The sequence below is a fragment of the Gordonia humi genome (genome assembly GCF_014197435.1).
Classification (GTDB): domain Bacteria; phylum Actinomycetota; class Actinomycetes; order Mycobacteriales; family Mycobacteriaceae; genus Gordonia; species Gordonia humi.
In genome coordinates this window covers 3,441,244-3,465,538 of record NZ_JACIFP010000001.1, presented here as the reverse complement: position 1 = coordinate 3,465,538, position 24,295 = coordinate 3,441,244, and the positions used below count along the sequence as shown (strand labels likewise).

Below are 24,295 nucleotides of genomic sequence, written 5' to 3'. Positions count from 1 at the left end.
GATCGGCCGGTGCGTCACCGGGTCCGGGAACGATGTCGACGCGCGATCCGCAGCCGCAGCGGGCTGCCCGAGAAGAAGACCATCGCCATCACCGCGACCATGACGATCCCGGTCGCCAGGCCTTGGGCGACGACGAGCGGCGGAGTGTCCGAACTGGTCGGCATCACGACCACCGACATGACGGCCGAGATCACGACGGTGCCGACGCGGAACCAGCGGGTGGTGGCCCAGGCCGCGAGCGGGATGATCGCCCACAGCAGATACCAGGCCTGAACGAAGGGGAAGAAGACGACGAACGTCGTCATGGCGATGCCCAGCGCGCCGAGCGGGTGCACCCGCCCGGACAGGCAGGCCAGCAGCCAGCGCACCACGAGCACGGCCGCGACCAGTTGGCCGATGGGTCGTGCGACGTCGAGGATCGCCTGCGTCTGTTCGCCGAGACCGAGCCACAGTCCGATCCGGCCCGAGACGACGCCGAGCAGGGTCGGCATCGACATCCACGAGCGGACGATGCCGCCGGTAGTCAGGGTGCCCGTCCATCCGAATCCGAGGCCCGTTCCGGCGCAGACGCCGACGATCACCACGATCGTCACGGCCGACATGAGCGCGGCCGACTTCACCACGGCCACGAACGAGGTCTTCGACCGCTCCCACCACCGTCGTATCGGCGCGTTGCGCAAGGCGGGAAGCGTGGCGCCCCACCGTCGAGCGAGATGGATGCCGATGAAGCCGAGAGCCAGAATCGAGGACACCTTGACCATCGACGACGCCGCGATGATCGCGACGCCCGCGAGCAGGATCCAGCCGGTTCTGGACGGCAGCGGCCGATCGCGACTGCGCAGCGGGTCGGCCGAGTCGATCGCGTGGAAGCACCACTCCATGCCGACCAGCATCATGCCGAGCATGAGGGCCTCGTTGTGGACGCCGCCGATCAGATGCAGGATCACCAGCGGGTTGAGGGCACCGAGCCAGAGTGCGGCCACGCTCGACACGCCGCACCGGCGCGCGAGGCGGGGGAGCGCCCAGACGATCATCGCGACACCGCAGAGTGCGATCACCCGGTGCAGCAGCACGGCGACGGTGATGTTGTCCCCGGTGATCGCCGTGATGTGCTCGCCGAGCCACAGGAACAGCGGGCCGTACGGCGCCGGCGTGTCCTTCCACAGGTTCGGTACCGACAGGGTCAGCGGATGGTCGACGCCGAGTCCGCGCATCGGGCTGTAGGTGTACGGGTCCATCCCGCGATAGGCGATGGCGCTCTGGGCGAGGTACGAGTAGACGTCCTTGCTCAGGATCGGCGGGGCGATGATCAGCGGAACCGTCCACATGACCATCGTCTGATAGAGCTGGCTCCGCGACATCCGGCGCGCCGGACTGCGTCCCTCCGCCACCTCGACGCCGAAGCGGCCGATGGTGAACCTGGCCAGCAGGAGCCACGCGAGGACCAGCGTCATCATCCCGCCGATGGAGACCGTCAGCGCGGTCGAGTACATCCGCGAGGGCAGCGACAGGATCCGGGTGCCGACGATCGGATTCTGCAGGACGGGGAGCATGCCGGTGCCCAGCGAGCCGATCAGGATCAGGACCGATCCGGTGGTTCCGAACAGCTGGATACGACGCAGCCTCGCGGTCTCGAGCGCGTTGAGCGGGCCGACCTCCGGCTCGTCGTCGTGCATCCGGGCCAGGGAACTGCCGTATTCGCCGGTGCGGTCGATGTCACGATCGACGGTGGGGCGAGCCACGCCGAGGTAGTCGAGTCCGCGGCGCATCAGCGGGAGTTCGGGCACACGAGCACTCTAGCGGTCCCGGCAGCCCGCGGGCGCACCCCGCGCGGGAGGGGCCCGCGGGCGACTGCCGCTTAGGTCACCCTTGCTGGAACCGTGGAATCAATTACGTCACACTTGTGTTGTGAAAAGCATGACCGATTCGAAACGGCTGCTGTGGCAACAGCATGCGGAAGGGTCTGGCCCCGACGGCCAGACTCGGGCCGCCGTCGTGTCGTTGCTGGTCGACGAGGGGCCGATGACGGCGAGCGACATCGCCGAACGGCTGGGCATCAGCCCGGCGGGCGTCCGACGTCACCTCGACAACCTCACCGACGGCGGCGACGTCGAACTGGCTCCCGCCGGTTTCCACAAGGGCGGCCGCGGCCGCCCCGCCAAATGGTTCCAGTTGACTCCGGCCGGCCGCGGCAAGCTCCGACACGCGTACGACGATCTCGCCGGTGCGGCGATCCGGTCGCTGCGCGACGTCGCCGGACAGGCCGCTGTCGAGAAGTTCGCTCGTGAGCGCGTCTCCGGACTCGTCGCCGACGTGGAACCGGTCGCGCAGTCCGGATCGGTCATCGCGACCGTGGAGCAGATCGCGAACGCGCTCACCGGTGCCGGCTACTCGGCCGACATCCGCGAAGTCGGTGCGGGCGTCCAGATGTGCCAGCACCACTGCCCGGTGGCTCACGTCGCCGCCGAGTTCCCCGAACTGTGCGAAGCCGAGACCGCGGTGTTCACCGAACTCCTCGGCACGCATGTGCAACGGCTCGCCACGATCGCCAACGGCGACTGCGTGTGCAGCACCCATGTCCCGGTCGTTTCGGCGCGTCCCGCGTCGCACGAATCAGGCACCGAGCTCGAGAAGAAGGCGACGCCGCAGCCCGCCGTCGCCGACACCCCCGATGGAAAGGTCCCCCGATGACGGTCACCGATCCCGCCACTCCGCAGCTGTCCCAGGAAGAGACCATCGCTTCCTTCGACCGCTACGGCTACGGCTGGTCCGACAGCGACGATGCAGGCGCGTCCGCCAAGCGCGGCCTGTCCGAGGATGTCGTCCGCGACATCTCGGCCAAGAAGAACGAGCCCGAGTGGATGCTCGAACAGCGGCTCAAGGCACTGCGCATCTTCGATCGGCAGCCGATGCCGAGTTGGGGCGGCGACCTGTCGGGCATCGACTTCGACAACATCAAGTACTTCGTGCGCTCCACCGAGAAGCAGGCCGAGAGCTGGGAAGAGCTTCCCGAGGACATCAAGAACACCTACGACAAGCTCGGCATCCCCGAGGCGGAGAAGCAGCGTCTCGTCGCCGGTGTCGCCGCGCAGTACGAGTCGGAGGTCGTCTACCACCAGATCCGTGAGGACCTGGAGGAGAAGGGCGTCATCTTCCTCGACACCGACAGCGGTCTGCGCGAGCACCCGGAGATCTTCGAGGAGTACTTCGGCAGCGTCATCCCCGCGGGCGACAACAAGTTCTCGTCGCTGAACTCGGCCGTCTGGTCGGGCGGTTCGTTCATCTACGTCCCGCCGGGCGTGCACGTCGACATCCCGCTGCAGGCGTACTTCCGCATCAACACCGAGAACATGGGGCAGTTCGAGCGGACCCTGATCATCGTCGACGAGGACGCGTACGTCCACTACGTCGAGGGCTGCACCGCACCGATCTACAAGTCCGACTCGCTGCACTCCGCGGTGGTCGAGATCATCGTGAAGAAGGGCGGCCGCTGCCGCTACACGACCATTCAGAACTGGTCGAACAACGTCTACAACCTGGTCACCAAGCGTGCCAAGGCCGAAGCGGGCGCCACCATGGAGTGGGTCGACGGCAACATCGGCTCCAAGGTCACCATGAAGTACCCGGCCGTGTGGCTCACCGGAGAGCACGCCAAGGGCGAGGTCCTCTCGGTCGCGTTCGCGGGCGAGGGCCAGCACCAGGACACCGGCTCCAAGATGGTGCACCTGGCGCCGCACACCTCGAGCAACATCGTCTCCAAGTCGGTGGCGCGCGGCGGCGGCCGCTCGTCGTATCGCGGTCTGATCAAGGTCAACCCGGGCGCGCACGGCAGCCGTTCGACGGTGCAGTGCGATGCGCTGCTCGTCGACCAGATCAGCCGCAGCGACACCTATCCGTACGTCGACATCCGCGAGGACGACGTCACGATGGGCCACGAGGCGACGGTCTCCAAGGTCAGCGACGACCAGTTGTTCTACCTGATGAGCCGCGGCCTCACCGAAGAGGAGGCCATGGCCATGGTGGTGCGCGGCTTCGTCGAGCCGATCGCCAAGGAGCTGCCGATGGAGTACGCGCTCGAACTCAACCGGCTCATCGAACTGCAGATGGAAGGATCGGTCGGCTGATGGCGGACACCACCGCTGCCAAGGACGTCGTCGACGCGGGGAGCCCCGCGAGCGGGTCCGGCGTGACAGTCAACAAGGGCGAGCTGTTCAGTGCGTTCGACGTCGAGGCGTTCGAGGTGCCCGGCTCGCGCGAGGAGGCGTGGCGGTTCACCCCGTTCCGTCGTCTTCGCGGCCTGCACAACGGGACCGCTCCGTCCACTGCGGTCGTCGACTACGAGTTCGACGGTGTCACCGACGGTGTGAGCGTCGAACTGGTCGAGCGCGGCGACGAACGACTGGGACAGGGCGGTGTGCCGTTCGACCGCATCGCGGCCCAGGCCTTCTCGTCGTTCGACAAGGCCCGGATCCTGACCGTCGCCCGCGACGCGCAGATCGCCGACCCGATCACCGTGACCCTCGACGGTCCCGGCGAGGGCGAGGTCGCCTACACGCACCTGCAGATCCGCACTGAGCCGTTCAGCAAGGCCGTCGTGGTCCTCGACCAGCGCGGCAGCGGCACGATCGGCGAGAACGTGGAGTTCGTCGTCGGCGACCGCTCGCACCTGACCGTCGTCAACGTCCACGACTGGGCCGACGACGCCGTCCACGTCACCGCGCACCACGTGTCCGTGGGACGCGATGCGGCGATCCGCCACTTCGCGGTGAGCCTCGGCGGCGACCTGGTCCGCCTGTCCCCGCACGTGCAGTACCGGGGGCCCGGCGGAGACGCCGAGATGTGGGGTCTGTACTTCGCCGACGCGGGTCAGCACCTGGAGCAGCGTCTGCTCGTCGACCACTCGGCGCCGCACTGCCGTTCGCACGTCACCTACAAGGGCGCCCTGCAGGGCGACACCTCCGGTGACAAGCGCGGCGAGGCGCACACGGTGTGGATCGGCGACGTGCTGATCCGTCCGGAGGCCGAGGGCACCGACACCTACGAGCTCAACCGCAACCTGGTGCTCACCGACAACGCGCGCGCCGACTCGGTGCCGAACCTGGAGATCGAGACCGGCGAGATCGTCGGAGCGGGCCACGCCAGCGCCACCGGTCGCTTCGACGACGAGCAGCTGTTCTACCTGTGCTCGCGCGGCATCCCCGAGGACGTCGCCCGCCGCCTGGTGATCCGCGGCTTCTTCGGCGAGGTCCTGGCCAAGATCTCCGTGCCCGAGCTCCGTGAACGACTCGAGGCGGCCATCGAGGCCGAACTCGAGACCGCGGGCGCCTGACACTCTCACCGATACGAAGGAACAACACTTCCGATGACTACCCTCGAAATCCGCGACCTCCACGTCGACGTCACCCCGAGCGACCCCGACGCCGAGCCCATCCACATCCTCAAGGGCGTCGACCTGACGATCTCCTCGGGCGAGAAGCACGCCATCATGGGCCCCAACGGGTCGGGCAAGTCGACGCTCTCGTACGCGATCGCCGGTCACCCCAAGTACACGGTCACCTCGGGCACCGTGACCCTCGACGGTGAAGACGTGCTGGCGATGAGCGTCGACGAACGCGCTCGCGCGGGCATCTTCCTCGCCATGCAGTACCCGGTCGAGGTCCCCGGCGTCTCGATGTCGAACTTCCTGCGCTCGGCGGCCACCGCGGTCCGCGGTGAGGCGCCCAAGCTGCGCCACTGGGTCAAGGAGGCCCGCGAGGCGATGAACGAGCTGGACATCGATCCGGCGTTCGGCGACCGCAGCGTCAACGAAGGCTTCTCGGGCGGCGAGAAGAAGCGCCACGAGGTGCTCCAGCTCGGCCTGCTCAAGCCGAAGATCGCCGTCCTCGACGAGACCGACTCCGGTCTGGACGTCGACGCGCTGCGCATCGTCTCCGCGGGCGTCAACCGCTACGCCGAGCGCGAGAACGGCGGAATCCTGCTGATCACGCACTACACGCGGATCCTCAACTACATCAAGCCCGACTTCGTGCACGTGTTCGTCAGTGGTCGCGTCGTCGAGTCCGGCGGTCCCGAACTGGCCGACGAGCTCGAGCGCGACGGGTACGAGCGCTTCACCGCCGCCGTCGCGAAGTAGTTGTCGTGACTCTGGCAACGGGCTTCGACGTCGCCGCCGTCCGCGCGGACTTCCCGATCCTGGCGCGGACGGTGCGCGACGACAAGCCGCTGGTCTATCTCGACTCCGGTGCGACCTCGCAGCGTCCGCTGCAGGTGCTCGACGCGGAGCGCGACTTCCTGCTCAACCGCAACGCGGCCGTCCATCGGGGAGCGCACCAGCTCGCCGAGGAGGCGACCGACGCCTACGAGTACGCCCGCAGCGCCATCGCGGGCTTCGTCGGTGCGAAGGTCGACGAGATCGTGTTCACCAAGAACGCGACCGAATCGCTGAACCTGGTGGCCTACACCCTCGGCGACGACCGGTCGGCCGGTCTGTTCGGCGGGCGGGCGCTCGGCGAGGGCGACACCATCGTCGTCACCGAACTCGAACACCACGCGAACCTCGTGCCCTGGCAGGAGCTCGCGCGGCGCACCGGCGCCACCCTGCGGTGGTACGGGATCACCGACGACGGGCGCATCGATCTCGATTCGCTCGACCTCGACGAGACCGTGAGGATCGTGGCGTTCACCCACCAGTCGAACGTCACCGGCGCCGTCGCCGACGTGCCCGAACTCGTGCGGCGGGCCCGTGCCGTCGGCGCGTACGTCGTTCTCGACGCCTGCCAGTCGGTGCCGCACATGGCCGTCGACTTCGCGGCGCTCGACGTCGACTTCGCCGCCTTCTCCGGACACAAGATGCTCGGTCCGTCCGGGGTCGGCGTCCTCTACGGCAAAGCCGACCTCCTGCAGCAGCTTCCGCCGTTCCTGACCGGCGGCTCGATGATCGAGACCGTCACCATGGAGGGCTCGACGTACGCCGCGCCGCCGCAGCGCTTCGAGGCCGGCGTCCCGATGACCTCGCAGGTCGTCGGGCTCGGCGCCGCCGTCGACTATCTGACCGCCCTCGGGATGGACGCCGTGGCCGCCCACGAGCACGATCTGGTGGTGCACGCGCTCGATCGGCTCACCGCGATCGACGGGCTGCGCATCGTCGGGCCGACCGACGCCGTCGCGCGCGGCGGAGCGGTGGCGTTCGACGTCGCCGGCATCCACGCCCACGACCTCGGGCAGGTCCTCGACGACGAGGGCGTCGCGATCCGCGTCGGCCACCACTGCGCGTGGCCGATGCACCGGCGCTTCGGCGTGCAGGCGAGCGCCCGCGCGTCGTTCGCCCTCTACAACACGATCACCGAGGTCGACGCGCTCGCCGACGCGATCGGCGTCGCCCAGAAGTTCTTCGGAGCCGACCGATGAGAATGGAACAGATGTACCAGGACGTGATCCTGGACCACTACAAGCATCCGCACGGTCGCGGTCTGCGCGACCCGTACGACGCCGAAGTCCACCACGTCAACCCGACCTGCGGAGACGAGATCACGCTGCGCGTGTCCGTCGTCGACGACGCCGTCGCCGACATCTCCTACGACGGCCAGGGCTGCTCCATCTCGCAGGCGTCCACGTCGGTGCTGTTCGACCAGATCGTCGGGCTCTCCGTCGGCGACGCCATGGCGGCCCTCGACTCGTTCAACACCATGATGACCTCCCGCGGTCAGGACGACGGCGACGAGGACGTGATCGGCGACGGCATCGCCTTCGCCGGAGTCAGCAAGTACCCGGCACGCGTGAAATGCGCGCTGCTCGGCTGGATGGCATTCAAGGACGCGGTCTCGCAGACCGTCGACGCCCACAATTCTCCCAGCACAGACCGGAGCATGACATGACCGAACCCGTATCCACCTCGCTGCCCTCCGTCGACGACGTCGAAGAGGCCATGCGCGACGTCGTCGACCCGGAGCTCGGCATCAACGTCGTCGACCTCGGCCTCGTCTACGGACTGGAGGTCAACGAGGACGCCGCCGTCAAGATCGACATGACGCTGACCTCGCCGGCCTGCCCGCTGACCGACGTCATCGAAGATCAGACCCGCGGCGTCCTCGTCAACAGCGGACTCTGCACCGATATGGAGATCAATTGGGTCTGGATCCCGGCGTGGGGACCGGAGAAGATCACCGACGACGGCCGCGAGCAGCTGCGGGCGCTGGGATTCACGGTCTAGCCCGTCCCCGCCGTCACTCGTGCAGGTGCGCCTTCTGGCCGTCGCGGTCGAAGATGGTCAGGATCTCGGCGACCCTGCGGTAGGCGGTGAAGTAGTGCGGCGTCATGGTGTCGAACTCGGCGGCCTCGCCGGCCTGGACGTCGATCACGCGGTCACCGAGATGCAGGCGCACCGTGCCGGACAGGACGGTGAACCAGTCGTGGCCGGGATGCACTCGCTGCTCGACCGGGGCGCCGGGCGTCGGCGTCAGCCGCATCTTGGCCACCACCTGGCCGTTCTCCGCGCGATCGCGCGAGAGCAACCACGTCGTGGTGCCCGGTCGCTGATCGGGCTCGGGACGGATCACGACGTCGTCGTCGCCGACGGGCTCCACCAGCTGATCGAGTGTGGTGCCGAGCACCTTCGCGATCGGCACCAACTGATCCAGGGCCACCCGACGGTGCCCCGTCTCTATCCTCGACAGCGTCGACGGACTCATATGGCAGCGCTTGGCCAACGCGTCGAGCGTCCACCCCTGCGCCACCCGAAGGCCGCGAATCCGGTGCCGGACCAGAGCGTCCACGTCTGAATCCACAGGTTCTTGCGTCATAGGCAAGAGTGTATGCCGTCGGCGCAATATGCGATTAGCGTCGATGACCATGAGCACATCAGCAGACATCACCGCGACCGACTACGACACCGCGACCGACTACGACGTCGTCATCGTCGGCGGCGGTCCGGGCGGACTCGCCGCCGCCGTGGCCCTCGGACGATCCCTGCGCTCGGTCCTCCTCGTCGACGCCGGGCAGCAACGGAACCTGCCGTCCGACGCCGCGCACAACGTGCTGGGGCGCGAGGGGATCGCGCCCGCCGCACTGCTCGCCGACGGGCGGCGCGAGGCGGCCGGATACGGCGTCGCGTTCGCCGACACCCGCGCGGTCGACGCGCGACGGGACGGCGGCGGATTCGTCGTCGACCTCGAACACGGCTCGAGCGTCAGGGCGCGCCGACTGGTGCTGGCCACCGGCCTGACGGACGAGCTGCCCGCGATCGACGGCGTCCGCGACGGATGGGGGCACAGCGTGCTGCACTGCCCGTACTGTCACGGATACGAAGTGCGCGGACAGCGGATCGGCGTCATCGCATCGGTGGCGCCGCAGGCCGTGCACCAGTCGCTTCTGTTCTCCCGACTCTCGCCCCAGACCACGTTGTTCACCGACGGCGTCGACGTCGACGACGCTCAGCGCGCCGAACTGGCCGTGATGGGTGTGACGATCGTCGACGGTCGGGTGTTACGGCTCCAGATGGACGGGATCCAGGTGCGATCGGTGGTGCTGACCGACCGCACGCACGATGTGGACGCCGTGGTCGTCGGACCAAGGATGGTGGCCCGCGGCGACCTCTACGAACGGCTCGGCGGCGAGCTGGCCGATCACCCGATGGGCCGGTTCGTTCCGTCCGGTCCCGGCGGTGCGACCCCGATCGAGGGCGTGTGGGCGGTCGGCAACGCCGTCGATCTCGCCGCCATGGTGGCGTCGTCGGCCGGATCGGGTGTCGCCGTCGGCGCGGCGGTGAACGCCGATCTGCTCGCCGACGACGTCCGCGACCGCCTCGCCGAGCCGGATCGGGCGCCGCGGAATACGGTCCCGTCACGTCCTGTTGAATACCCACATGGCAACCATTGATTTGACCGGCAGCGACTTCGAGCAGACCGTCCTCGACAACGAGATCGTCCTCGTCGACTTCTGGGCCGAGTGGTGCGGACCCTGCAAGCAGTTCGCTCCCACCTATTCGGCCGCATCGGAGAAGCACGACGACGTCGTCTTCGGCAAGGTCGACACCGAGGCCGAGCAGCAGCTCGCCGGCGCCGCGCAGATCCGCTCCATCCCGACCATCATGGCGTTCAAGGGCGGTCACCTGGTGTTCAACGAGGCGGGTGCGCTCCCACCGCAGGCGCTCGACTCCCTCATCGGGCAGCTCAAGGAACTCGACGTCGAGAAGGCGCTGCGCGAGAGCGGCCAGGCCGAGTAGTTCCGCGCCGGGCGGCGAGCCCGCGGACACGCGTCATTCGGACGAGTGGAGATCGACGCCGACTGGCTAGTATCACGTGCATGCGTAAGTCATTCGTCGCCGTCGCGGCGGCACTCGCGTGCGTTCTGGCGGGCTGCACCGTCGACGGCACGGCGACCCGCGGCCCCGTGCAACTGCTCACCGGCGAATACGGCCGGATGCAGTCGTCGCCTCTTCCCGAAGCCACCACCGACGCCAGTTGGGGGAAGCTCAGGGGTGTGCGGCTCGCCGAGCACATGATTTTCGCGCACGACCTCGATCCGAAGCTCGACGACGGGAAGATGCCGACTCAAGCGCTCGCCGTCCCGCGCAACAGCGCCGTGATCGTTCCGGATTCGGCCGATCTGCCGGTGATGCGCGACTTCCAGTACGGATTCACGCTGTCGAGCGGTAACGAGACGGACACCGACATCGGCTTCAACCATGCGGTCTACGCGTTCTCGTCGCCGACGGCGGCCACCGCGGCCACCAAGCAGTTCTCCGATCTGATGCTCCGCCCGACCGAGTACTCGCACTATCGTCTCGCCGCGGTCCCGGGGATGCCGACGGGCGCGGTGGTCATTCACGACGAGGAACGCGGCACGCACACCGTGGTCGCGTTCACCGCAGTCGGCGCCCGGATGATCTACACGTGGGCGCAGTCCCCGGACCGCTCCTGGGCCGAGCGGATCGTCAAGGACGCATACGAGAAGCAGAAGGCGCTGCTCGACGAGGCCGGCCCCGAGTCGCAGGACCGCGACCCCGACCCCGACCACCTCATCACCGGGACCGTGGCCGACCCCGACGGTCAGACCGCGCCGCTGCACGGCGCGGTGTACTCCCAGCGCGCGGCCGCGCTGTTCTACTCCGACCAGGCGGCCGCCTACGAGGCGCTCAAGAAGGCCGGTATCGAACAGTTCGCGTGGAACGACACACAGGCCTACAAGGCGGGAAGTCACGAGCAGGCCGAGGGCTGGCTCGACTTCCTGGAGAAGGACACCAAGGGACAGACCGGGAGGTCGGCGGCGAGCCCGCAGGACTTGAGCACCGCTCGTTGCGTCACGGTCGACCAGGGCGCGGGCTGCTTCATCGCCGTCGGACCGTACGTCGGCGAGGCCTACGGTGAGGACCTCACCACCGCGCAGGAGAAGATCTCCGCCCAGTACACATTCCTGACGAAGCTCGATCAGTAGACCGTCGCCGCCGCCACCGTCGCGCGCAGGCGCATCGGCAGCCGCGCGAACACCGAGCCCATGGCCCGTACGACGCCGTGGGCGTCGGCATGCGCGGTGAGATATCGACGCTGCAGAGTCGGATCGATGCGGAAGAACGCGTCGAAGAAGCAGACGAGGTCGTCGGGGTCCAGACGCAGGAGCACGCCGAGCCCGGTCGCGCGCAGACCGAACGCGGTCCGCGCCGATCGCGGCCAGACGGCCGCGTGCGGATCGCGTCCGGCCGCGATCGCGGCGGCCACGGTGTCGGCGACGGTCAGGGACTGTCCGACGCTGTACCCGGTGGCCGGGTTCATCAGGCCGCCGGCGGCGCCGACACGCAGAGCCTCGTCGTGGCCGCGCCGCCACGGAGCGGCACCGGTCAGCAGCGGGAAGTCGACGGCCTCGTCGACGTCGGCCGACCCGCCGCGGGCCAGGTTGCGGGCGGCGAGCTCATCGACGTCGACGGGCGGCGCACCCGCCAGGCACGTCTCCTCGACCAGTCGTCGGCCGTCGCCGAGGGCCACCCGGTAGCTGAACGACGGTGCGCGCTCGGCCGACCGGTCGGGTGCGCGGCGCCAGTCCATCAGGACCATCGTCGGATCCGGGGAGTCGATGACGGCGCCTGCCGCGGTCTGGCGCGGCCGGTCGCGGTGCTCGGCGGTACGGGCGCCGCGGGCGTCCACCACGTGGCGGGCGCGGATGAGCGCTCCGTCCGAGCGGGTCACCGTCGTGGCGGTGAGTGCGACCGCGGAGTCGACGACGACCCGGGCGCCGTCGACCGTCAACGAGCGCTGCAGTGCCGGGGTGTCCAGGACGGCGTACCCGTGCGGCAACACCCGCTCGTCCGGGGTGAACACCGTGACCGACGGTGCGGAGGCGGCGATCACCGCCGGATCGAACCAGCCCGGAAGATCGGCGGTGTACAGCCCGTACGTCGCCGACCAGACCCGGTCGGGAGCCGGGTCGACGATCACCACGCGCAGTCCGGCGGCGACGGCGCGGTGCGCCAGTGCGCGGCCCGCCGGGCCGGCTCCGACCACGGCGAGATCGGGGAGAGCGGTCACTCGTGCGACGCTACCGCAGGCACGAGCACCGGTTTGATCACCGCGCCCGCGCGGAAGTCGGCGATCGCGGCCGCGATGTCGTCGAAGGGATAGGTGGTGACGAGTCGATCGAACGGGAACTCGCCCGCCGACCACATCCGCACCAGTCGGGGGATCAGCTCGTGCGGATCGGCGTCGCCCTCGATGACCCCGCGCAGCGTACGCCCCTGCAGGAGGTGGCCCTGCTCCACTTCGATCCGATTGCGCGGCCCGCGGAACCCGACGGTGACACACGATCCGGGCGAGGCGAGCGACATCATCGCGGCCCCGATCACCGGACCGGTGCCGACCGTGTCGAGCGTGTAGTCGAGGCCGCCGGTCTCCCGGACGAGAGTCTTGGCGAGATCGTCGGCAGGCTCGTACGCGGCGGTGGCGCCCAGCTCCCGCGCGAGATCGCGGCGGGCCGGATTCGGGTCGACGCCGACGATCGTCGTGCACCCGGACGCCTTCGCGGCCATGATCGCGGCCAGGCCCACCGAACCGAGCCCCCACACCCCGTAGCTCTCACCGGGCGACGGTGCGTGCACGTTCAGCACGGCGCCCGCGCCGGTCAACAGACCGCAGCCCAGGGGACCGAAGGTCTCGATGGGCAACGACCGGTCGACGGACACCGTGTTGCGTACGCTCGCGACGGCGTGTGTCGCCCACGTCGACTGGCCGAACCAACTGCCGTGCAGCGGCCGTCCGTCCCGGAACAGGGTGGTGGAGCCGTCCGGCCGTGCGCCCGCGTAGTTGTACTCCTGGAACCGTCGGCAGTAGGCGGGCTCTCCGGTGAGGCAGCGATCGCACGCGCCGCACGAGTCGAAGCTGCAGATCACGTGATCGCCGACGACACGCTCGGTGACTCCGGGGCCGACCGCCTCGACGACGCCCGCACCCTCGTGGCCGAGGACCAGCGGGGTGCGTTGGGGGAGAGCGCCGTCGATCACGGTGAGGTCGGTGTGGCAGATCCCGACGCCGCGCACGGCGATCAAGACCTCGCCCGCGCGCAGGTCGCTCGTGCCGACCTCGGTGATCGTCGGGGTCCCGCCCACCTCGTCCAGTACAGCTGCGCGCATCGATGGCCTCTCATCGTCGGCGGATCCGTGCTGAGCATATCTCGACTTATGCTGTTGGGTCGGGAGTCGCCCGCAACGGATCGGTTACGGTTGCGCGGTGAGTACAGACGGCCGGGGTGCGCTCGTCCGCAGTCTGCGGGCCGTCGTTCCCGGCCGCGACGATCACGGACAGGCGCTCCGGGTGCTGGTCGCTCTCGCGGTCCCCGTCTCGATCATGGTCGCGACCGGTCGGCCCGAACTGCTGGTCTACGCCGCGTTCGGATCCTTCGCGGGCATGTACGGGCGACGCGTCGCCGGACGTCAGCGGATCGTCCGCCAGGTGCAGGCCGCGGGACTGCTGGTCGGCGGGGTGGCGATCGGCGTCGCACTGGCGGCGACCGGCGCCTCGACCACCGTCCTCATCCTCGTCGAGACGGGCTACGCCGTGGTCGGCTCCGTCCTCGCCGACATCGCCCGGCTGCGCCCGGTCGGTCCGTTCTTCTTCATCTTCGGGCTCGGAGCCGCGGCGACCGTGCCCGCGGGAGTCGTCGCACCGATCGTCGCGATCGTCGTCTGCGCGGCGACGGCCGTTCTGGCGATCGCAGTCGGGACGGTCGGCATGCCGCGGCCGTTCGACGGGCCGCCGTGGACCACGGGGCTGCGCGTCCTTCTACGGACCCCGCCGTCGGGCGTGCGCGTCCACGCGCTCCGGTACGGCATCGCCGTGTTCCTCAGCGGCTCGATCGGCATGCTCCTCGGATTCGACCACGCGAACTGGGCGATGGCCGCGGCGGCGGTGCCGTTGGCGGCGGCCGACGGATACCGGCCCGTCCGCACGGCGGTGCCGACGCTCCGGCGCGCCGCCCACCGGACGATCGGCACGCTGTCGGGTCTCCTGTTGGCCGCCGGAATCCTCGCGCTCGGCCCCGAGCCCGCGATCGCGGCCGTCGTCGCCGCTCTGCTGCTGTGGCCGACCGAACTGTTCATGGGCAGGCATTACGCCGTCGCGATCGGGTTCTTCACCCCGCTGATCATGCTCATGACCGAGCTGACCGCCCCGGGGCCGCCGTTGGACATGCTGGTCCAGCGCGGCGCCGACACGGTGATCGGAGTCGCGATCGGATCGCTGACGGCGCTGTGCGTCCGAGGGCCGGCGCGGCGTCGACGACGGTGACCACCGGATCCGCCGCGGGTCGACCGACGGCGACGTGTGCGGTTCCACCCGATGTCGATTAGCCGATCCGGGTGGGCGATCCGTACGATGGATCCTCGTGATCACCGCGACCGACCTGGAAGTTCGAGCGGGCGCGAGGACCCTCCTGTCGGCGCCCGGAGACCATCTGCGCATTCAGCCGGGCGACCGGATCGGACTCGTCGGCCGCAACGGTGCGGGCAAGACGACGTCTCTGCGCATCCTCGCGGGGGAGACGCAGCCGTATGCGGGCACAGTCCGCTCCTCCGGGCCCGTCGGATACCTGCCCCAGGACCCCAAGGAGGGCGACCTCGACGTCCTCGCCAAGGATCGAGTGCTGTCCGCGCGCGGCCTCGACGAGATCCTCGCATCGATGGCCAAACAGCAGACGCTGATGGAGGAGTCCGCCGACGACAAGGTCCGCGACCGGGCGATCGCCAAGTACGCGCGCCTGGAGGAGCGGTTCTCGAATCTGGGCGGCTACGTCGCCGAGGCCGACGCGGCGCGCATCTGCAACAGCCTGGGCCTGCCCGACCGCGTCCTCGCACAGTCGCTGCGCACCCTGTCCGGCGGCCAGCGCCGTCGCATCGAGCTGGCACGCATCCTGTTCGCGGCGTCGGACGGGTCGGGGAAGTCGGACACCACGCTGCTGCTCGACGAGCCGACCAACCACCTCGACGCCGACTCCATCGCCTGGCTGCGGACGTTCCTGCAGAACCACGACGGCGGGCTCGTCGTGATCAGCCACGATGTGGACCTGCTGGCCGACGTGGTGAACCGCGTCTGGTTCCTCGACGCGGTCCGCGGCGAGGCCGACGTCTACAACATGGGCTGGAAGCGGTATCTCGACGCCCGCGCCACCGATGAACAGCGTCGCAAGCGCGAGCGCGCCAACGCGGAGAAGAAGGCCGGAGCGCTGCGCGTGCAGGCGGCCAAGCTCGGCGCCAAGGCCACCAAGGCCACCGCCGCCCAACAGATGCTCAAGCGCGCCGAGCGCATGATGGACGAGCTCGACGAGGTGCGCGTGGCCGACAAGACCGCGCACATCCGGTTCCCCGAGCCCGCACCGTGCGGCAAGACGCCGCTCATGGCGTCGAACCTGACCAAGGTGTACGGCTCGTTGGAGATCTTCACCGGTGTCGATCTGGCCATCGACAAGGGGTCGCGCGTGGTGATCCTCGGTCTCAACGGTGCGGGCAAGACGACGCTGCTCAAACTGCTGGCCGGTGTCGAGAAGCCCGACCTGGGGGGACTCGAACCGGGTCGCGGACTCAAGATCGGGTACTTCGCGCAGGAGCACGACACGCTCGACGACGACGCCACGGTGTGGGAGAACATCCGGCACGCCGCACCGGACGCGGGCGAGCAGGACCTGCGGGGGCTCCTCGGCGCGTTCATGTTCACCGGACCGCAGCTCGAACAGCCCGCGGGCACGTTGTCCGGCGGTGAGAAGACTCGCCTGGCGTTGGCCGGTCTGGTCTCGTCGGCCGCCAACGTGCTGCTGCTCGACGAGCCGACGAACAACCTCGACCCGATCTCGCGCGAGCAGGTCCTGGAGGCGCTGCGCAGCTACACGGGGGCCGTCGTCCTGGTGACGCACGACCCGGGCGCCGCCGAGGCGCTCGAGCCGCAGCGCGTCATCCTGCTGCCCGACGGCACCGAGGACCACTGGTCGGCCGAATACCAGGAGCTCATCGAACTGGCGTGACGTCCCCGTGCCGGTCGGCGACGATCACGACGGCGTCGGCGCGGCGTCGGCCGTCGGCACCGCGAACACGACGATGTTGTCGCGGTAACCGAGCGGCGGCCCGACGAAGGGGCCGCCGCAGGTCACCAGTGCGAGCGTCTCCGGTCCGTCGAGCCTGTTGAGTTCGCCGAACGGCACGGCGTCGGCGCCGGTGCCCTCCTTCTGCGCGTCGACGATTCTGGTGACGCGGTACGGCAGATCGTGACCGTCAGCGGTCTCGACCGTGACGGTGCCCCCCGTCGCCAGGTGGGCGAACTCGGCGGCGTATCCGACGCCCTGGTCGGCGTCGTCGACGTGGCCCGCGATGACGATCGTGCCCGCGCCGGAGCCGGGCAGCGCGGAGTCGACCCACCAGCCGAGCTTCGCGACGTCGGTGGGCGGCAGCAGTGTTCCCCGGGCGTCGGTCGCCACCGGTTCGATCGGCGCCGATGCGCCGTCGATCACCAGCCGCTGCGGCGCCGAGGCGTCGTGCGACACCGCGGTGACCGGCGTCGGCAGACCCGACTGGGCACCGCTCGGCGCCGACGTGGCGTCCTGGGAGCCGCATGCGCTCGCGGCCAGCAGCGCTGCCGCGGCGGCCGCGATCAGCACCCGACGCAGGCGGGACATCAGTGCGTCCGGCCGGTGGGGATCGACGTCAACGGATGGCGTCCGCCCGGGTCTCGGACCACGACCGGCGGCTGGATCGGGGAGTCGTACAGCTCCAGGTACCGGGTCTGCGACGGCGTCACCTCGACGAAGCGGACGGTCGGGTCCAGCAGATGGTCGGCGGGGGCGGTGATCTCCTCGACGTCGTAGCCGCCGGGTGCGAGCTGGACCGATCCGGTGCCCGACGCACCGGTGACGAGCACGACGCTCTGATCACTGTGCGAGGCCGTGATGCGATACCGCGCACCCGGCAGCAGAGCCCCGGTGATCGCGTCCCGTTTCGTGATCGACACGGCGCCGACCTGCCCGATCCGGGTCAGCGAGACGATGAACGTGGCGGTGCCGCCCGGTGTCAGCGTCGTGCTCGTCGGATCGACCCATGCTCGGCTGTAGCCCGCGGGAATCGAGGTGACGTGTGCGACGACCGTTCCGGCGGGCATCTCGACGCTCGACCCGGAGCCCACAGCCTCGACGGCGTCGCCCGATCTGAGCTCCACACCGACACCGGTGACCGGGATGTGCGTCTTCAAATCGATCGCGGTCACTGTGACCGTACCGGTGGTCGGCGGAGTCTGCGTCGACGTCGGCGACGTACTCGACGGTGTGCCGGGTTCGGGCGTGCTGCTCGTCGTCGGTCCGTCGGTCGTCGGGGGTCCGTCGGTCGTCGTATCCGCGGGCTCGGTGGTGCTCGACGGCGGCGCCCCGTCGGGATCGGCCGATGCGGGAGGGGCCGCGAGGGCGATCGCGGTGACCGTCGCGACCAGTAGTGCGACCAGTACGGCGAGCGTTCGACGATGTGCTCTGATCATGTCTGTCTCCTGAGGACAGCCGGGTGACGAACGCACCGCGGCGTTGGTTCCCGACACCGGGTATGTCGCGGTGTGGAGACAGCCGGTTACGCACCGCCCGCGACGTCGTCGTTCGATTGAATGACGAGGCGAGCGGTAGGAGCCGTCGACGCGGGGAGGGTGCGTCCGCGCGGTACGCGTCCGGCACAGGAGGGGCGCGTCCCGCCCGCGGGCCGAGCGGGACGTCGCACTCAGCCGCCGAGTATCTGTTTGCGCAGATCGCCCTTGACGAGCTTGCCGGTGGGAGTCCGCGGAAGCTCCTCGATGAACCGGATGTCCCGCGGCACCTTGTACGCGGCGAGGTCGGCCTTGGCGAACTCGATCAGTTCGGCCGCGAGCTCGTCGGTGGCGTCGACGCCGTCGACGAGTTGGACGAATCCGGTGGCGACCTCGCCGAGGTCGTCGTCGGGCAGGCCGATGACGCCGACGTCGTACACCGCCGGATGGTTGATCAGGACGTTCTCGGCCTCCTGCGGGTAGATGTTGACGCCGCCGGAGATGATGACGAAGGCCTTCCGGTCCGTCAGATAGAGGAATCCGTCGTCGTCGAGGTACCCGAGGTCGCCGGTGGTCGCCCAGTTGTCGTGCTTCGGGTGCTGTGCGGCGGCGGTCTTGTCCGGGTCGTTGTGATAGGCGAACGGCATCTCATCGCGCTCGAAGTAGACGGTGCCGACCTCGCCGACGGGGAGATCGGCGCCTTCGTCGTCGCAGATGTGGACGACGCCGAGCACGGCCCGGCCCACCGATCCGGGGCGGTCGAGCGAGTCCTGCGAGCCGATGAGGGTGACGCCGGCGGCCTCGGTCGCCGCGTAGTACTCGTTGATGACCGGACCCCACCAGTCGATCATCGCCTTCTTCACCTCGGCCGGGCACGGGGCCGCGGCGTGGATGGCGACCTTCATACTCGACACGTCGTACTTGCCGCGGACCTCGTCGGCGAGTTTGAGCATGCGGACGAACATCGTCGGCACCCACTGGCTGTGGGTCACCCGGTAGTCCTGGATGAGCTTGAGCGCGGCCTCCGGTTCGAAGCGGTCCATCAGGACGACGGTGCCGCCGAGGGCGTTGACCATGGCGCAGTATCGCAGGGGAGCGGCGTGATAGACCGGGGCGGGCGACAGGTAGACGGTGTCGGTGTCGAATCCGTAGACGGGCCCGAACACCAGCGACATCAGATCCGGCTCCTCGTCGACCTGGGCCTGCGGCAGAAGCGGCTTGATGCCCTTCGGACGGCCCGTCGTACCGGACGAGTACAGCATGTCGGTGCCGCGCGGCTGATCGGTCAGCGGCTCGGCCGATGCGGCGGCCTTCACCGTCTCGTAGTCGCTGAATCCGTCGATGCCGTCGCCCCACGCGATCCGGCGCGTCGCGTCGGCCAGCGCCGGGATCTCGGCCGCCTTCGACACCGCCTCGGCGACGGCGGTCCCGGCGAACAGCGCCTTGGCGTCGCAGTCGGTGAGGATGTAGTTGACCTCGGCCGGGGTCAGATGGTGGTTGACGGCCGTCACGTACATGCCGCTGCGGATCGCCGCCCAGTACACGTCGAACACTCGCAGGTCGTTGTCCGAGACGATCGCGACCGTGTCGCCCGGCACCAGCCCCAACTCGTCGCGCAACAGGTGGGCGATCCGCGTCGAACTGTCGTCGAGCTGTCCGAAGGTGACCGTCTCGCCGCTCGCCGGCCGCACGATGGCGGGCTTGTCCGGAGTGGTCGCCGCATGAGTGCCTGGGTACACGTAACGCTCCTTATGTCGGTGTCGCCTCCGACGGTACCGGTCCGACCACGAGATCCGTCGACGTTCTTCGCGACCGGCGGGAGATCGGCGGACGCGGGCGCGGAGACGGCGTCCCGACCGCGTCATCGCGACGACCCGACGGGCCCTCGCCCCCGAACGAGACGTGTCGACGTCGTCCGCGCGAGCGCGAACGACGTCGACACGACCTCACGATTCGGCGCGCGGCTTCCGGACGGACTGTTCGACGAGGTCGAGGACGGCGTGGAGATCGTCGGTCGACTGGCCGGAGGCCAGGCGGGTGACGATGCCGTCGAGGATCACGTCGAGGTAGGTCACCAGGACCTCGGGCGGAACGTCGCTGCGCAGACTGCCGGCCTGACGTTTGCGCTCGAGGCGGGCGAACGTCGCCCGCTCCCGATCGGCGGACTGCTCCTCCCACGCACGACGGAAGTTCGGATCGCTCCGCATCTTCCGCACGATCTCCAGACGCGTGCTCAGCCAGTCGAAGTCCTTCGGCCGCGCGAGGATGTCCCGCATCACTTGGACCAGGCCCTCCTGTGCCGCCACGTCGGCCATCCGCTCGGCGTCTTCCCGAGCGAGCGCCAGAAACAAGGCCTCCTTGTCTTTGAAGTGGTGGAAGATCGCACCGCGGGACAGGCCCGTGGTCTCCTCCAGCCGCTTCACGGTGGCGCCTTCGTAGCCGAACTCGGCGAAACAGTGCCGCGCGCCGTCGAGAATCTCCCGACGACGCGCGGCGAGCCGGTCATCGCTGACCTTCGGCACTGAGTCAGGCCTTGATCATGTTCCGCAGAACGTACTGCAGGATGCCGCCGTTGCGGTAGTAGTCGGCCTCTCCCGGGGTGTCGATGCGGACCACGGCGTCGAACTCGACCTTCTCGCCGTTCTCGCGGGTGGCGGTGACCTTCATCGTCGACGGGGTGACCCCGTTGTTGAGTTCGGTGACGCCCTCGATGTCGAAGACCTCGGTGCCGTCCAGACCCAGGGTCTTGGCGTTCTCGCCCTCCGGGAACTGCAGCGGGACGACGCCCATGCCGATGAGGTTGGAGCGGTGGATGCGCTCGAACGACTCGGTGATGACGGCCTTGACGCCCAGCAGGACGGTGCCCTTGGCGGCCCAGTCGCGCGAGGAGCCCGAACCGTACTCCTTGCCGCCCAGGACGACCAGCGGGATGCCTGCCGCCTTGTAGTTGACCGACGCGTCGTAGATGAACGACTGCGGGCCGCCCTCCTGCGTGAAGTCACGGGTGTACCCGCCCGAGACGCCGTCGAGCAGCTGGTTCTGCAGGCGGATGTTCGCGAACGTGCCGCGGATCATGACCTCGTGGTTGCCGCGACGGCTGCCCAGCGAGTTGTAGTCCTTGCGGGCCACACCGTTGGCGTCGAGGTACTGCGCGGCCGGGGTGCCCGGCTTGATCGGACCGGCCGGGCTGATGTGGTCGGTGGTGACCGAATCGCCCAGCAGAGCCAGGACGCGAGCGCCCTTGATGTCCTCGACCGGAGCCGGCTCGGCGGTCATGCCGTCGAAGTACGGGGCCTTGCGGACGTAGGTCGACTTGTCGTCCCACTCGAAGGTGTCGCCCTCCGGGGTGCTCAGGCCCTGCCAGCGCTCGTCACCGGCGAACACGTCGGCGTACGACTTGCGGAACATGTCCTGGCTGATCGCGTTCTTGATCGTGTCGTCGATCTCCTGCGCCGACGGCCAGATGTCCTTCAAGAAGACGTCGTTGCCGTCGGTGTCCTGGCCGAGGGCCTGGGTCTCGAAGTCGAAGTCCATGGTGCCGGCGAGGGCGTAGGCGATGACCAGCGGAGGCGACGCCAGGTAGTTCATCTTGACGTCGGGGGAGATGCGTCCCTCGAAGTTGCGGTTGCCCGACAGCACGGCGGTGACGGTCAGATCGTTGTCGTTGACCGCGGCGCTGATCTCGTCCGGCAGCGGACCGGTGTTGCCGATGCAGGTGGTGCAGCCGTAGCCGCCCAGGTAGAAGCCGAGCTTCTCCAGGTACGGCCAGAGGCCGGCCTTCTCGTAGTAGTCGGTGACGACCTGGCTGCCCGGAGCCATGTTGGTCTTGACCCAGGGCTTGCTGACCAGGCCCTTCTCGACCGCGTTGCGAGCGAGGAGACCCGCGCCGATCATGACCGACGGGTTCGAGGTGTTGGTGCACGAGGTGATGCCCGCGACCGCGACGGCGCCGTGGTCGAGGATGAACTCGCCGCGCTCGGCCGAGCTGACCTTGATCGGCTTGGTCGGACGGCCCTCGGCGCCGTTGGCGGCCGACTGGACCCTCACCGCGCCGTCGTCGGCGAACGAGAGAGCTGCCGGGTCGGACGCCGGGAACGACTCCTCGACGGCCTCGTCGAGCTGGGTGTGGGCGGCGGTGTTGCCCTCTTCCACGTAGTTGTGGATGTCCTTGCGGAAGGCGACCTTCGACTCCGACAGCAGGATGCGGTCCTGCGGACGCTTCGGGCCGGCGATCGACGGGACGACGGTGCTCAGGTCGAGTTCGAGGTACTCGGAGTAGGCGGGCTCGTGGTCCGGGTCGTGCCACATGCCCTGTTCCTTGGCGTATGCCTCGACGAGCGCGAGCTGGTCGTCGTCGCGACCGGTCAGGCGCAGGTAGTTGATGGTCTCGCCGTCGATCGGGAAGATCGCGCAGGTCGAGCCGAACTCGGGGCTCATGTTGCCCAGGGTGGCGCGGTTGGCCAGCGGCACCTCGGCGACGCCCTTGCCGTAGAACTCGACGAACTTGCCGACCACACCGTGCTGGCGGAGCATGTCCGTCACGGTGAGGACGACGTCGGTCGCGGTGACGCCCGGCTGGATCTCACCGGTCAGCTTGAAGCCGACCACGCGCGGGATCAGCATGGAGACCGGCTGACCGAGCATCGCGGCCTCGGCCTCGATGCCGCCGACGCCCCAGCCCAGGACGCCCAGACCGTTCTCCATCGTGGTGTGCGAGTCGGTGCCGACGCAGGTGTCCGGGTAGGCCTTGCCGTCGCGGACCATGATCGAACGCGCCAGGTACTCGATGTTGACCTGGTGCACGATGCCGGTGCCCGGGGGGACGACCTTGAAGTCGTCGAACGCGCCCTGGCCCCACCGGAGGAACTGGTAGCGCTCGCCGTTGCGCTGGTACTCCAACTCGACGTTCCGCTCGAACGCGTCGGCGGTGCCGAACACGTCGAGGATCACGGAGTGGTCGATGACCATCTCGGCGGGGGAGAGCGGGTTCACCTTGTTCGGGTCGCCGCCGAGCGCGGTGATGGCCTCGCGCATGGTGGCCAGGTCGACCACACAGGGGACGCCGGTGAAGTCCTGCATGAGGACGCGGGCCGGAGTGAACTGGATCTCGATGCTCGGGTCGGCGCTGGGATCCCACTGGGCGAGCGCGTTGATGTGCTCGGTGGTGATGTTGGCGCCGTCCTCGGTGCGCAGGAGGTTCTCGGCGAGAACCTTCAGCGCGTAGGGCAGCTTCTCGGTGCCGGGAACTGCGTTGAGGCGGAAGATCTCGTAGGAGTTCTCACCGACCTCAAGTGTGCCGCGGGCTCCAAATGAATTGACGCTCATGTGTGCTCCACTCTGTTCGGGCTGACCGGCGACGGGCTGCGTCGTCGGAAGTTCGCGAAGCGGGCCGGGTCGCGGCCGGATCGCTACGCCCTCCATCCTAGCAGTACGTTCGTACTGGTTCGCGCCGAACCTCCAAGACGACTCGCCGAATTCACCTGCGCGTCGGGTCTGTCGGTGTCCTGCCGTATCCTGATGCGCGGTCAGTCAACCGATGCGGCACCCAAGAGACGAGGTCATCGCGCATGAGTCCGGAACCGGTCACGGTCACCGTCGCCTCACCCGATCCGGTGGGCGGCCGACCCGCGGACGCGTGGTCCAAGCTCGACATGCCCGCGATCATCAAGGATCTGAAGGCCACGGGGGTGTCCGCGCCTGCGGATCAGGTTCCCGAACTGACCAAGGTGGTCAAGGACGCCGAGGCCGACGGACACGACTTGTACCTGGTGGTGATCGATGAGTCGTTCAGTCCGTTCACCGTCTACCGCGACATCGCGCACGAGATCCAGACCTCGACCGGCGGCACGGTGCTGGTCTTCGGGCCGACGGGGTTGGGCACCAGCTCGACCGACTTCTCTCGAGTTCAGATCGAGGATGCGACGTCGGAGATGCACAAGGGCGTCTCGATACCGCAGCAGGCGCGGGAGATCTACGACAAGGCCACCCAGCCGAACGTCGACTGGACGCTCACGACCATCGTGCTCATCGTCGTCGTGGTGATCGGCGCCGTCGTCGCACGGATGCTCGCGCGCCGCCCGAAGGCCGCCGCATCGGACGACGCGCCGCCCGATGCGGGCGACGCCGGCTCGTCTCCCGACGAGGTCTGAGTCCCGCTGACCGGCGCATTTGCGTCCGTATGAAGGACTCCCGCGGGCCGGCGTTTCATGTTATCGAACTGTGACGACATCGACTGTCGTCTCCTTTCTGCTGATCAGCCGCGTTCACGCAGG

Annotated in this window: 22 protein-coding genes; 13 read left to right on the top strand and 9 right to left on the bottom strand. The window is 68.9% G+C overall.

The genetic code is table 11. The annotated features are described in order from the left end of the window. Positions 1 to 14: 14 nt before the first annotated feature. Positions 15 to 1,769 carry a polyprenol phosphomannose-dependent alpha 1,6 mannosyltransferase MptB gene (gene mptB, locus BKA16_RS15910; protein WP_183373114.1) on the bottom strand — a complete coding sequence of 585 codons (1,755 nt, stop codon included), beginning with the start codon at positions 1,767 to 1,769 and terminating at the stop codon, positions 15 to 17. 148 nt (positions 1,770 to 1,917) lie between these two features. Here mptB and BKA16_RS15905 point away from each other — a divergent pair, with 148 nt between their 5' ends. From BKA16_RS15905 to BKA16_RS15875, 7 genes are read left to right on the top strand one after another with little or no spacing between them, the layout of a single operon-like run. Then, positions 1,918 to 2,691 (top strand): helix-turn-helix transcriptional regulator, encoded by a 774-nt coding sequence (locus BKA16_RS15905; RefSeq protein ID WP_246371791.1) that lies wholly within the window; start codon positions 1,918 to 1,920, stop codon positions 2,689 to 2,691. Continuing rightward, the gene (sufB, locus tag BKA16_RS15900) at positions 2,688 to 4,124 is read left to right on the top strand and encodes a Fe-S cluster assembly protein SufB (RefSeq protein WP_183371604.1); all 1,437 of its coding nucleotides are present in this window, start codon (positions 2,688 to 2,690) and stop codon (positions 4,122 to 4,124) included. Before BKA16_RS15905 ends, sufB begins: the two co-directional genes overlap by 4 nt. Further along, positions 4,124 to 5,329 (top strand): Fe-S cluster assembly protein SufD, encoded by a 1,206-nt coding sequence (gene sufD / locus BKA16_RS15895; RefSeq protein WP_183371603.1) that lies wholly within the window; start codon positions 4,124 to 4,126, stop codon positions 5,327 to 5,329. The genes sufB and sufD overlap by 1 nt, the downstream gene beginning before the upstream one ends. A 33-nt stretch (positions 5,330 to 5,362) precedes the next feature. Then, positions 5,363 to 6,133 (top strand): Fe-S cluster assembly ATPase SufC, encoded by a 771-nt coding sequence (sufC, locus tag BKA16_RS15890; protein ID WP_183371602.1) that lies wholly within the window; start codon positions 5,363 to 5,365, stop codon positions 6,131 to 6,133. 5 nt (positions 6,134 to 6,138) lie between these two features. Further along, on the top strand, positions 6,139 to 7,407 hold the full coding sequence (locus BKA16_RS15885; protein WP_183371601.1) for a SufS family cysteine desulfurase: 1,269 nt from the start codon (positions 6,139 to 6,141) through the stop codon (positions 7,405 to 7,407). Continuing rightward, on the top strand, positions 7,404 to 7,874 hold the full coding sequence (sufU, locus tag BKA16_RS15880) for a Fe-S cluster assembly sulfur transfer protein SufU (RefSeq protein ID WP_183371600.1): 471 nt from the start codon (positions 7,404 to 7,406) through the stop codon (positions 7,872 to 7,874). Before BKA16_RS15885 ends, sufU begins: the two co-directional genes overlap by 4 nt. Further along, a complete protein-coding gene (locus tag BKA16_RS15875; RefSeq protein ID WP_183371599.1) occupies positions 7,871 to 8,209 on the top strand; it encodes a metal-sulfur cluster assembly factor in 339 nt (112 codons plus the stop codon). The genes sufU and BKA16_RS15875 overlap by 4 nt, the downstream gene beginning before the upstream one ends. Before the next feature lie 13 nt (positions 8,210 to 8,222). Here BKA16_RS15875 and BKA16_RS15870 read toward each other — a convergent pair whose 3' ends face one another. Then, positions 8,223 to 8,798: a helix-turn-helix domain-containing protein gene (locus tag BKA16_RS15870; protein ID WP_183371598.1), complete on the bottom strand. Its 576-nt coding sequence runs from the start codon at positions 8,796 to 8,798 to the stop codon at positions 8,223 to 8,225. Positions 8,799 to 8,847: 49 nt separating this feature from the next. Here BKA16_RS15870 and BKA16_RS15865 point away from each other — a divergent pair, with 49 nt between their 5' ends. From BKA16_RS15865 to BKA16_RS15855, 3 genes are all read left to right on the top strand, one after another. Continuing rightward, positions 8,848 to 9,873 (top strand): NAD(P)/FAD-dependent oxidoreductase, encoded by a 1,026-nt coding sequence (locus tag BKA16_RS15865; RefSeq protein WP_183371597.1) that lies wholly within the window; start codon positions 8,848 to 8,850, stop codon positions 9,871 to 9,873. Then, complete coding sequence (gene trxA / locus BKA16_RS15860; protein ID WP_183371596.1) at positions 9,860 to 10,219, top strand: thioredoxin; 360 nt, start codon at positions 9,860 to 9,862, stop codon at positions 10,217 to 10,219. The genes BKA16_RS15865 and trxA overlap by 14 nt, the downstream gene beginning before the upstream one ends. A gap of 80 nt (positions 10,220 to 10,299) precedes the next feature. Further along, positions 10,300 to 11,430 (top strand): DUF7373 family lipoprotein, encoded by a 1,131-nt coding sequence (locus tag BKA16_RS15855; protein ID WP_183371595.1) that lies wholly within the window; start codon positions 10,300 to 10,302, stop codon positions 11,428 to 11,430. Here BKA16_RS15855 and BKA16_RS15850 read toward each other — a convergent pair. Next, positions 11,424 to 12,515: a lycopene cyclase family protein gene (locus BKA16_RS15850; RefSeq protein ID WP_183371594.1), complete on the bottom strand. Its 1,092-nt coding sequence runs from the start codon at positions 12,513 to 12,515 to the stop codon at positions 11,424 to 11,426. The genes BKA16_RS15855 and BKA16_RS15850 overlap by 7 nt on opposite strands. Further along, entirely contained in the window at positions 12,512 to 13,612 is a 1,101-nt protein-coding gene (locus BKA16_RS15845) for an NAD(P)-dependent alcohol dehydrogenase (protein ID WP_183371593.1), read from the bottom strand. Before BKA16_RS15845 ends, BKA16_RS15850 begins: the two co-directional genes overlap by 4 nt. A gap of 97 nt (positions 13,613 to 13,709) precedes the next feature. Here BKA16_RS15845 and BKA16_RS15840 point away from each other — a divergent pair, with 97 nt between their 5' ends. Both BKA16_RS15840 and BKA16_RS15835 read left to right on the top strand, forming a co-directional pair. Further along, positions 13,710 to 14,765, top strand: coding sequence for an FUSC family protein (locus tag BKA16_RS15840; RefSeq protein ID WP_343067458.1), 1,056 nt, complete (start codon positions 13,710 to 13,712; stop codon positions 14,763 to 14,765). 97 nt (positions 14,766 to 14,862) lie between these two features. After that, complete coding sequence (locus BKA16_RS15835) at positions 14,863 to 16,491, top strand: ATP-binding cassette domain-containing protein (protein ID WP_183371592.1); 1,629 nt, start codon at positions 14,863 to 14,865, stop codon at positions 16,489 to 16,491. 24 nt (positions 16,492 to 16,515) lie between these two features. Here the strand turns inward: BKA16_RS15835 and BKA16_RS15830 are convergent, their stop codons facing one another. The 5 genes from BKA16_RS15830 to acnA form a co-directional block, all read right to left on the bottom strand. Further along, positions 16,516 to 17,139 carry a class F sortase gene (locus tag BKA16_RS15830; RefSeq protein ID WP_183371591.1) on the bottom strand — a complete coding sequence of 208 codons (624 nt, stop codon included), beginning with the start codon at positions 17,137 to 17,139 and terminating at the stop codon, positions 16,516 to 16,518. Beyond that, on the bottom strand, positions 17,139 to 17,987 hold the full coding sequence (locus BKA16_RS15825) for an MSCRAMM family protein (RefSeq protein WP_183371590.1): 849 nt from the start codon (positions 17,985 to 17,987) through the stop codon (positions 17,139 to 17,141). Before BKA16_RS15825 ends, BKA16_RS15830 begins: the two co-directional genes overlap by 1 nt. A gap of 230 nt (positions 17,988 to 18,217) precedes the next feature. After that, positions 18,218 to 19,762 (bottom strand): AMP-binding protein, encoded by a 1,545-nt coding sequence (locus BKA16_RS15820; protein ID WP_183371589.1) that lies wholly within the window; start codon positions 19,760 to 19,762, stop codon positions 18,218 to 18,220. Positions 19,763 to 19,969: 207 nt separating this feature from the next. Continuing rightward, positions 19,970 to 20,545 carry a TetR family transcriptional regulator gene (locus BKA16_RS15815; protein WP_183371588.1) on the bottom strand — a complete coding sequence of 192 codons (576 nt, stop codon included), beginning with the start codon at positions 20,543 to 20,545 and terminating at the stop codon, positions 19,970 to 19,972. Between the two features lie 4 nt (positions 20,546 to 20,549). Further along, the gene (acnA, locus tag BKA16_RS15810) at positions 20,550 to 23,348 is read right to left on the bottom strand and encodes an aconitate hydratase AcnA (RefSeq protein WP_183371587.1); all 2,799 of its coding nucleotides are present in this window, start codon (positions 23,346 to 23,348) and stop codon (positions 20,550 to 20,552) included. Positions 23,349 to 23,590: 242 nt separating this feature from the next. Between acnA and BKA16_RS15805 the strand changes: the two genes are divergently transcribed. Then, a complete protein-coding gene (locus tag BKA16_RS15805) occupies positions 23,591 to 24,172 on the top strand; it encodes an Rv1476 family membrane protein (RefSeq protein ID WP_183371586.1) in 582 nt (193 codons plus the stop codon). Positions 24,173 to 24,295: the final 123 nt, after the last annotated feature.

What these genes read in the sequence shown, in the direction of transcription:
- mptB (WP_183373114.1), bottom strand. Translation starts at nt 1,769, where the DNA reads ATGCGCCGCGGACTCGACTACCTCGGCGTGGCTCGCCCCACCGTCGAT.
- BKA16_RS15905 (WP_246371791.1), top strand. Translation starts at nt 1,918, where the DNA reads ATGACCGATTCGAAACGGCTGCTGTGGCAACAGCATGCGGAAGGGTCT.
- sufB (WP_183371604.1), top strand. Translation starts at nt 2,688, where the DNA reads ATGACGGTCACCGATCCCGCCACTCCGCAGCTGTCCCAGGAAGAGACC.
- sufD (WP_183371603.1), top strand. Translation starts at nt 4,124, where the DNA reads ATGGCGGACACCACCGCTGCCAAGGACGTCGTCGACGCGGGGAGCCCC.
- sufC (WP_183371602.1), top strand. Translation starts at nt 5,363, where the DNA reads ATGACTACCCTCGAAATCCGCGACCTCCACGTCGACGTCACCCCGAGC.
- sufU (WP_183371600.1), top strand. Translation starts at nt 7,404, where the DNA reads ATGAGAATGGAACAGATGTACCAGGACGTGATCCTGGACCACTACAAG.
- BKA16_RS15875 (WP_183371599.1), top strand. Translation starts at nt 7,871, where the DNA reads ATGACCGAACCCGTATCCACCTCGCTGCCCTCCGTCGACGACGTCGAA.
- BKA16_RS15870 (WP_183371598.1), bottom strand. Translation starts at nt 8,798, where the DNA reads ATGACGCAAGAACCTGTGGATTCAGACGTGGACGCTCTGGTCCGGCAC.
- BKA16_RS15865 (WP_183371597.1), top strand. Translation starts at nt 8,848, where the DNA reads ATGAGCACATCAGCAGACATCACCGCGACCGACTACGACACCGCGACC.
- trxA (WP_183371596.1), top strand. Translation starts at nt 9,860, where the DNA reads ATGGCAACCATTGATTTGACCGGCAGCGACTTCGAGCAGACCGTCCTC.
- BKA16_RS15855 (WP_183371595.1), top strand. Translation starts at nt 10,300, where the DNA reads ATGCGTAAGTCATTCGTCGCCGTCGCGGCGGCACTCGCGTGCGTTCTG.
- BKA16_RS15845 (WP_183371593.1), bottom strand. Translation starts at nt 13,612, where the DNA reads ATGCGCGCAGCTGTACTGGACGAGGTGGGCGGGACCCCGACGATCACC.
- BKA16_RS15830 (WP_183371591.1), bottom strand. Translation starts at nt 17,139, where the DNA reads ATGTCCCGCCTGCGTCGGGTGCTGATCGCGGCCGCCGCGGCAGCGCTG.
- BKA16_RS15825 (WP_183371590.1), bottom strand. Translation starts at nt 17,987, where the DNA reads ATGATCAGAGCACATCGTCGAACGCTCGCCGTACTGGTCGCACTACTG.
- acnA (WP_183371587.1), bottom strand. Translation starts at nt 23,348, where the DNA reads ATGAGCGTCAATTCATTTGGAGCCCGCGGCACACTTGAGGTCGGTGAG.
- BKA16_RS15805 (WP_183371586.1), top strand. Translation starts at nt 23,591, where the DNA reads ATGAGTCCGGAACCGGTCACGGTCACCGTCGCCTCACCCGATCCGGTG.